This is a genomic window from Traorella massiliensis, assembly GCF_900104665.1.
Lineage (GTDB): Bacteria > Bacillota_I > Bacilli_A > Erysipelotrichales > Erysipelotrichaceae > Traorella > Traorella massiliensis.
Window position 1 is genome coordinate 145,380 of the sequence record NZ_LT629967.1, and the last position, 6,761, is coordinate 152,140.

Sequence of the window (6,761 nt, forward strand, 5' to 3'; positions counted from 1 at the left end):
TCATGCCTCAATTTCTGAAATGAAATCAGCTGTAAACTTATTCAAAACATCTTTGATCTTTTCATTCAACTGATCATCAATCATTTCTTTGTTTACGATTTCATCTAAGATTTCTGAATGTTCATTTCTCATCATTTTCAACATTTCTTTTTCATAACGACGTACATTTTTTACGTCTATCTTTTTCAGATAACTGTTCTTTGCGGCAAATAATGACAAAATCTGTTCAGCAAGCGGCATTGGTTCATACTGTGGCTGTTTCAACAATTCTGTAAGTTTTGCACCATGCTCCAATATTTGCTTCGTTGATTCATCCAGATCACTACCGAATTTAGAAAATGCCTGCATTTCATGATATTGTGCCAATTCCAGCTTAAGTGAGCTGCTTACCTGTTTCATCGCTTTTACTTGAGCACTGCCACCGACACGAGAAACAGATAAACCACTGTCTACTGCCGGGCGAATTCCTTCATTGAATAATTCACTCTGTAAGAAAATCTGTCCATCTGTAATAGATATGACATTTGTTGGAATATAAGCAGATATATCGCCTGCTTGTGTTTCAATGATTGGCAAGGCCGTCAATGATCCACTGCCATATTCTTCGCTCATTTTAGCGGCTCTTTCAAGAAGTCTTGAATGCAGATAGAAAACATCACCTGGATAAGCTTCTCTTCCTGGAGGACGCTTTAATAACAGTGAAAGTGTTCGATATGCAACTGCATGTTTACTTAAATCATCATAAACAATGAGCACATCTTTTCCCTGTTCCATCCATTCTTCACCCATTGCACAACCACTGTATGGTGCAATATACTGCAAAGGCGCTAATTCACTGGCAGTTGCACTGACAACTGTTGTATATTCCATGGCACCATTCTGTCTTAATTTTTCAACAATTTGCGCAACTGTACTTGCCTTTTGACCAATTGCGACATAAATACAATTTACATTTTTACCTTTTTGATTCAAGATCGTATCAATCGCAATCGCAGTTTTACCTGTTTGCCGATCACCAATGATCAGCTCACGCTGTCCTTTTCCAATCGGAATCATTGAATCAATGATCTTGATACCTGTCTGTAAAGGCTGATGTACTGATTTACGAGTCATAACTCCCGGCGCTACTCTCTCTATCGGTCTTGTTCTATCTGTATGAATCGCTTCCTTACCATCTATCGGCTGTCCTAAAGCATTTACGACACGGCCAAGAAGAGCATCTCCCACCGGTACTTCTACAATTCTACCTGTACGCTTTACGATATCACCTTCACCAATCAGCACATCACTACCCATCAATACTGCTCCGACATGATCCTCTTCGAGGTTAAGCACCATGCCATATACTTCATGAGGAAACAGCAGCAGTTCGCCCGCCATCGCATCACTCAAGCCATGAATCAGAGCAATTCCATCACCTACAGTTATGACGCTGCCTGTTTCACTTTCTTCTAATTTATCATCATAATGCAAGATCTGATCTTTAATGATCTTGCTGATTTCATCTACTTTTATGCCCATGCGTTCACCTCACCTTAACATTGATGTGCTCTTTCATTTTATTTAATCTATTGATTGCGGTGTTATCCATTACCTCATCCTGAATCACGACCTTGATACCCGCTATAAGAGAGGGATCAACCTGATAATAACATTCAATCGGACACTGATACTTGTTTTTTAGCTTTATTTCAAGACGTTGTCTTTCATCTTCACTCAATTTACAGGCACTATAAACAAAAGCCTGTATGATATTAAAATATTCGATATATTTCTGATCAAATTCATCACAGATAGCTGTTGCATACTGAAAACGATTCTTATCAATAAGAACCTTAAGAAAATGAATAAATACAGGATCCAAAGATTTCCCATATACTTTATCAATACATGCTTTCTTTTCTTTCCTGCTTATCTTTGGATGAGATAAAAGCTGAACAAACTTCTGATCAAAGGTTTCTTTTAACTCATGCATGATCTGACGATATTCTTTGCACTTACCTTCATCTACAGCGATTTCAAATAAAGCAAGTGCATACGCCTTTGCTAGTGAATCTGTCATAACTATTTATCCTCTTTGATGAACGCTTCAACATAGTTTTTCTGTGTCTCTTCATCAATTTCTTTTTCAAGAATCTTCTGGGCTGCCATAAATGCAACCTCTGTAATTTCTTCTTGAATCTGCTTCTTTGCATGATGCACTTCTGTTTCAATATCTTGCTGTGCTTTTTCTAGTTTCATCTTTGCCTCAAGCTGAGCTTTCTCAACAATCTGATCTCTTTGTACATTTGCTTCTTCTCTGGCTTTATCTAAGATTGCATTGGCTTCGGATTTCGCACTTTTCAGCTGTTGAGCATATTTTTGCTTATATTCTTCAGCCTCTTGTTCACTCTTTTTAGCGTTATCTAACTCATCTTGAATCAGTTTTTTACGATTATCCAGATATTCTAAGACATAATGCCAAAAATATTTTTTCGCAATAAGACAAATTAAAAGAGTTGATATTAAAATGAGGATCATGTCTGTAAAATTAAGCCGAAGATAATTCTCTATATTAATATTCATGATATCCTCACAAACCGCTTATGCCTTTAAGAAAATAAGCAGCAGTGCAATGATCAATGCATAAATACCTGTTGTTTCAGAAAGAGCAATACCTAATACCATCATATTACGAATTTTTCCTTCTGCATCCGGATTACGACCTACTGCTTCACAAGCTTTACTTGCTGCGATACCTTCACCAATACCTGGACCAAGTCCTGCGATCATCGCAATGCCAGCACCTAAAACCGCCATACCGGCTACAAAATACTGATTAAATTCTCCCATCTTTTTTACCTCCTGTCGATGTGGTTATTCTTCCGGTAACTCTTGAGCTAGGAAGAATGTTGATAAAGTAAAGAATATATACGTCTGAATAAATCCTGCAAATATATCAAAGTATGCATGCAGGAAAGGGGTAACTACAAATAAGGCTATTCCTAAACCATTCAAAAAGGAATTCAAAACACTAAATAGTGAATAAACTAATCCCATAATGATCGTACCGCCTAAAAGATTTCCAAATAGACGCAAGGAAAGCGATAAAGGCAATGTAAAATCTCCCAGTACGTTTAACGGGAATAATGGCCAAAGCGGTTCACACCATCCCTTTAACTTACCAATCAGTCCTTTTTCCTTAAGACTTGTTGATTGAATGATCAGCCACATGGTCACTGCCAATGTTACGTTTACGCTTAAATTACTTGTTGGAGGCTGAAGACCTAAAAGTCCGCTTAGATTGCTTAACAGCATCAAAATCATACAAGTTCCATAAAACCATAAATATTTTCTAGTATTTTTTCCAAGCGAGTTTCCAACAATAAATGTAATCAGACCTACTGCCTGTTCAAAAACAAGTACTATACCGCTAGGCGCCTTGCTGATATCTGCTTTTTTAAATTTGTTTCCAGCTGCTACCAGCACGATACCTGCCAAAAAACAGATACATAACCAGACTAACACACTGGTATGAATCGCACATTCAAAGTTTCCCAAATGAATTACGATTCCATCAAAAGCATCATACAAATTATCACCTCCCGCCATCACATATCGAATAAATGTAAACGCTTACTTTATGGCATATAAAACCTACTAGTAATCCTAGCAGGTTTGCTCCCATATAATAACTTAAAACAAACATACACCCATAAAAGAAATATCTTAATAAGTAGCCGAAAAAGGCCGAACGGACACTACTTGCTTCTTGGACCCGAAACCCCCATTGGACAATCATATTAAAACCAATGAGCCCTATCATACAGCCAAGCCCAATTCCTACTGTAACACTTTTATCCCAAAAAAACAGTGATATCAGCATTACAACTATAGTAATCCCTATAGAAATCATGCCAACTTTTTTCAACATTCTTAACTTATTTTCCACAAGATAACTCCTTTACAAGCAGATATAAACTTCCAATGACTACATACACAAGAAACAAGATCAGCATCATCGGAGATATATTCAACAAACTATCCAGCTTTAATCCTAGCCAGATTGCGATAAAACTTCCGATGACAAGACGAGCCATAAATCGATAGACCGCCTTAAATCCACTCACTACTTAGTACCGAAAATACGATCGCCTGCATCTCCAAGTCCCGGAACGATATATCCCACTTCATTAAGCTTATCATCCAATGCTGCCAGATAGATATCTACATCCGGATGCATATCTTCAACAGCACGAACACCTTCAGGAACACCTACCAGGCAAACCAGACGAATGTTACGTGCCCCTTGTTTTTTCACCATTGTGATTGCTGCATTGGCACTTCCTCCCGTTGCCAGCATCGGATCTACGATCATAACAACTGCGTCTTCCATATTCTTAGGATATTTTGCAAAATATTCATGAGGTTCTAACGTTTCCTCATCACGATATAAACCTATATGTGCCACCTTAGCTGTCGGAACAAGATCCAGGATACCAGAAACCATTCCTAGCCCTGCTCTTAAAATCGGAACAAGTACAATATCTTTAGATAAAGCTTTAGTTGTACAAGGTCCCATAGGTGTTTCAACTTCAATTTTCTTTGTTGGAAAATCACGAGAAATTTCATAAGCCATCAATCCTGCAATTTCGTCAAGATTCTGTCTGAAATCCTTTGTAGAAGTGTCTTTGTCACGCATAATAGCCAGCTTATGTGTAATTAGTGGATGATCAAGTACTTTTAACATAATTCGTCTTCTCCTTCTTTCTGCATTTAATATATTCTACCATTTGTATAACAAATTTCCAAGTAAATTCGCAGATATAACAGCTTCACCTCACAAACAATCCATCCTTTATTATGAACGGTATTGTTGACACCATCAGATTATACCGCTTATAGACGATTCCGTCTATATTTTAGATCATTTTTTCTTATAGCGTCAACTTCTCAAAAAATTATACATCTATATAAAATGGATATGTTAATTATTAACTAACATATCCATTTGTTCATTTACAAACTTCCTGTATTCTTCTTCTGTTGCTCCCAGTGCCTTTAATATCTTTTTTTGCTTATTTGTCAGTCGATATCTTATATGATATTTCTCATCCGCTAATTTAGTTACTCCCAGCCGTTCATAATCTTTCAATACTTTCGGTACTGTGTACTCTTTTCTATTCGTTTTATACAATTCCTTTAATGACTGATAAATCTCATTCCTGATAATCAATGCTATGAATGATACGAACACTTTGCTTTCAAGTTTCTCTTCCGAATGTACTCTGAATACATCATTCCCTAAATATGTCTTTTCCATCCTGAATATCTTTTCCACCGCATCCCTATCCCGATATGTTTCCAGCGCTTCTTCTGCACTCATCTTTTTTGACGTCACTATCGCAAAATATCCCGCTTTATTTATCAGCTTCATGATTTCGTTATCTTTTCTTTGATAATTCATGAAGTATCCATTCTCATCAAATCCCAATCGATAATATTTCTCATAGCTTTTCACATCTTCTGCTTTCTTTATCTTTTTCTCTTTCTTCTTCTCTAACTCCTCATCCATCTTATTGAATCTGTTATTGATCGTAATCTTTTCTTTTTCCGCTTCTATTCCATTATAATATACATGCACATATTCTTTTTTTCCTGTATTGAATAAATCCTTCTCTACTGTCATCCCGTACAGTTCGTATCCCTGCATATAATTTGAATATCCGTTCTTTAATACTGCTCCTGCTTCTTCTGCCGCTTCCTGTATGAACTTTGCATTCCCCTTCGTCATCAGTATATAGTCATAATTATGCTTTTCGAAATACCTTATATTCCGTAATGAAAAATATCCCCTGTCCAGTATGAATCCTATTTCCCTGCATCCGTACTGCCGGGCTCTCTCCACCATCTTTTCACATTCCGTATTGTCGATGATGCTTCCCGGAAACAATTCATAGAATAAAGGCACCTGATCCGTCTGATTATATCCTATTGATAAATTCACTTGCGGTAATTCATCACGATCCTTCGCATGTCCGTATTCTGCCAATTCAAGATTTCCTGCAGCACTGTTCATATTCGTCGAATCATAAGCTATATAGATTTGCTTCTCAACATGCATATGTACCCACGATCTGATGAACAAATCGATATCCTTTACTTTTATTTTTTTAAACAGTCTTCCTATCGCATTATCATCGAAGTTCTCTGCACTGAACAATGTGTGATTATATCCATAGTCTTCAAAATACTGCATTACGTTATTTTCGCTCATCATCATATATGTCGCTATATCCAGGATCTTGTCCGAATCATCTTTGAAAATCGTCTCCAGCAGTTCTTTTAATCCATTCCCAGCACTTATCTTGTCCGCCACAAAATGAGGTCCCGCAATAACGAAGTCTGCTTTATCTCCGGGTTCATTCTGTTCATATGGAAATATTTCAAAATAGTTCCTGTTTGGAATCAGCTTTCCTTCTTCGTTAAGTTTTCCAATAGCTACTCTTACTGGTCTGGTTTGTTTTAATTCTGGCGAATATTTAACCCTTTGTGTCAAGTACACATAACTGCCACTTCTGCCTTTTATGATGACTGTTCTTTCAGGTAAATCCACAGGATTTTGATGCATAAAATCATCCTTTCTATAGATGTATATTTATACATCTATTATATCATACTCTTTCCGAACAGAAAAGCTCAAATACGCTTATTTTATCACCTATTTGAGCTATTTATATTTTTTCTTTTTTATAGATGTATAAAACTAAATTAAGTTAACG

9 protein-coding genes are annotated in these 6,761 nt (G+C 36.7%); all 9 read right to left on the reverse strand.

Translation table 11 applies throughout. The features are described from left to right. The 9 genes from atpA to BQ5367_RS01895 all read right to left on the reverse strand — a co-directional run bounded on the left by atpA (position 1) and on the right by BQ5367_RS01895 (position 6,610). Positions 1–1,521, reverse strand: a complete 1,521-nt coding sequence (gene atpA, locus BQ5367_RS01860) for a F0F1 ATP synthase subunit alpha (RefSeq protein WP_071440880.1) — start codon at positions 1,519–1,521, stop codon at positions 1–3. Between the two features lie 4 nt (positions 1,522–1,525). Next, a complete protein-coding gene (gene atpH, locus BQ5367_RS01865) occupies positions 1,526–2,062 on the reverse strand; it encodes an ATP synthase F1 subunit delta (protein ID WP_071440881.1) in 537 nt (178 codons plus the stop codon). Positions 2,063–2,064: 2 nt separating this feature from the next. Next, on the reverse strand, positions 2,065–2,565 hold the full coding sequence (gene atpF, locus BQ5367_RS01870) for a F0F1 ATP synthase subunit B (protein WP_071440882.1): 501 nt from the start codon (positions 2,563–2,565) through the stop codon (positions 2,065–2,067). A gap of 18 nt (positions 2,566–2,583) precedes the next feature. Beyond that, positions 2,584–2,832 (reverse strand): ATP synthase F0 subunit C, encoded by a 249-nt coding sequence (atpE, locus tag BQ5367_RS01875; RefSeq protein WP_071440883.1) that lies wholly within the window; start codon positions 2,830–2,832, stop codon positions 2,584–2,586. 24 nt (positions 2,833–2,856) lie between these two features. Continuing rightward, positions 2,857–3,573, reverse strand: coding sequence for a FoF1 ATP synthase subunit A (locus BQ5367_RS01880; protein ID WP_071440884.1), 717 nt, complete (start codon positions 3,571–3,573; stop codon positions 2,857–2,859). A 4-nt stretch (positions 3,574–3,577) separates the two neighbouring features. Beyond that, positions 3,578–3,931: an ATP synthase subunit I gene (locus BQ5367_RS01885; protein WP_071440885.1), complete on the reverse strand. Its 354-nt coding sequence runs from the start codon at positions 3,929–3,931 to the stop codon at positions 3,578–3,580. Further along, positions 3,921–4,109 (reverse strand): hypothetical protein, encoded by a 189-nt coding sequence (locus tag BQ5367_RS13450; protein WP_161940460.1) that lies wholly within the window; start codon positions 4,107–4,109, stop codon positions 3,921–3,923. Before BQ5367_RS13450 ends, BQ5367_RS01885 begins: the two co-directional genes overlap by 11 nt. Next, positions 4,109–4,729, reverse strand: a complete 621-nt coding sequence (upp, locus tag BQ5367_RS01890) for a uracil phosphoribosyltransferase (RefSeq protein WP_071440886.1) — start codon at positions 4,727–4,729, stop codon at positions 4,109–4,111. Before upp ends, BQ5367_RS13450 begins: the two co-directional genes overlap by 1 nt. A gap of 237 nt (positions 4,730–4,966) precedes the next feature. After that, complete coding sequence (locus tag BQ5367_RS01895; RefSeq protein WP_071440588.1) at positions 4,967–6,610, reverse strand: IS1634 family transposase; 1,644 nt, start codon at positions 6,608–6,610, stop codon at positions 4,967–4,969. Between the last annotated feature and the right edge of the window lie 151 nt (positions 6,611–6,761).

Excerpts from the sequence above, each read along its gene's own strand:
- atpA (WP_071440880.1), bottom strand. The coding sequence starts at position 1,521 with ATGGGCATAAAAGTAGATGAAATCAGCAAGATCATTAAAGATCAGATC.
- atpH (WP_071440881.1), bottom strand. The coding sequence starts at position 2,062 with ATGACAGATTCACTAGCAAAGGCGTATGCACTTGCTTTATTTGAAATC.
- atpF (WP_071440882.1), bottom strand. The coding sequence starts at position 2,565 with ATGAATATTAATATAGAGAATTATCTTCGGCTTAATTTTACAGACATG.
- atpE (WP_071440883.1), bottom strand. The coding sequence starts at position 2,832 with ATGGGAGAATTTAATCAGTATTTTGTAGCCGGTATGGCGGTTTTAGGT.
- upp (WP_071440886.1), bottom strand. The coding sequence starts at position 4,729 with ATGTTAAAAGTACTTGATCATCCACTAATTACACATAAGCTGGCTATT.
- BQ5367_RS01895 (WP_071440588.1), bottom strand. The coding sequence starts at position 6,610 with ATGCATCAAAATCCTGTGGATTTACCTGAAAGAACAGTCATCATAAAA.